This is a genomic window from Catenulispora yoronensis, from assembly GCF_039531695.1.
GTDB classification, from domain to species: domain Bacteria; phylum Actinomycetota; class Actinomycetes; order Streptomycetales; family Catenulisporaceae; genus Catenulispora; species Catenulispora yoronensis.
Genome location: NZ_BAAAQN010000189.1, coordinates 1 through 626, shown reverse-complemented (window position 1 = coordinate 626; position 626 = coordinate 1). Strand labels below are relative to the sequence as shown.

General features: G+C 60.4%; 1 protein-coding gene. It reads left to right on the top strand.

The window, feature by feature from the left end:
- A partial coding sequence (locus ABD481_RS46725; protein WP_344672351.1) for a M3 family metallopeptidase occupies positions 1-600 on the top strand: 600 nt, incomplete at its 5' end.
- Positions 601-626 lie beyond the last annotated feature (26 nt).

Here is a 626-nt window from a genome sequence, read left to right as displayed (position 1 = left end):
ATCGACACCGCCGGGGTTTCCGGCATCAGCGGGGTGCCGTGGGATGCGGTCGAGCTGCCGAGCCAGTTTATGGAGAACTGGTGCTGGGAGCCGGAAGCGCTGGCGTTTATCTCCGGCCATTATGAAACCGGTGAACCGCTGCCGCAGGAGCTGCTGGAGAAAATGCTGGCGGCGAAAAACTACCAGGCGGAGATGTTTATTCTGCGCCAGCTGGAGTTCGGCCTGTTCGATTTCCGCCTGCATGCGGAGTACAAACCGGAGCAGGGGGCGAAAATCCTTGAGACCCTGGCCGAGATTAAAAAGCAGGTCGCCGTGGTGCCGGGGCCGACCTGGGGCCGCTTCCCGCACGCCTTCAGCCACATCTTCGCTGGCGGCTATGCGGCAGGTTACTACAGCTACCTGTGGGCCGACGTGCTGGCGGCAGACGCCTTCTCACGCTTCGAAGAAGAGGGGATTTTCAACCGTGAAACCGGTCAGTCGTTCCTCGACAATATCCTGAGCCGCGGCGGTTCCGAAGAGCCGATGGAGCTGTTCAAACGCTTCCGCGGGCGTGAGCCGCAGCTGGACGCGATGCTGGAGCATTACGGGATCAAAGGCTGATTGCTACGTGAAGATCTGCTTAATTG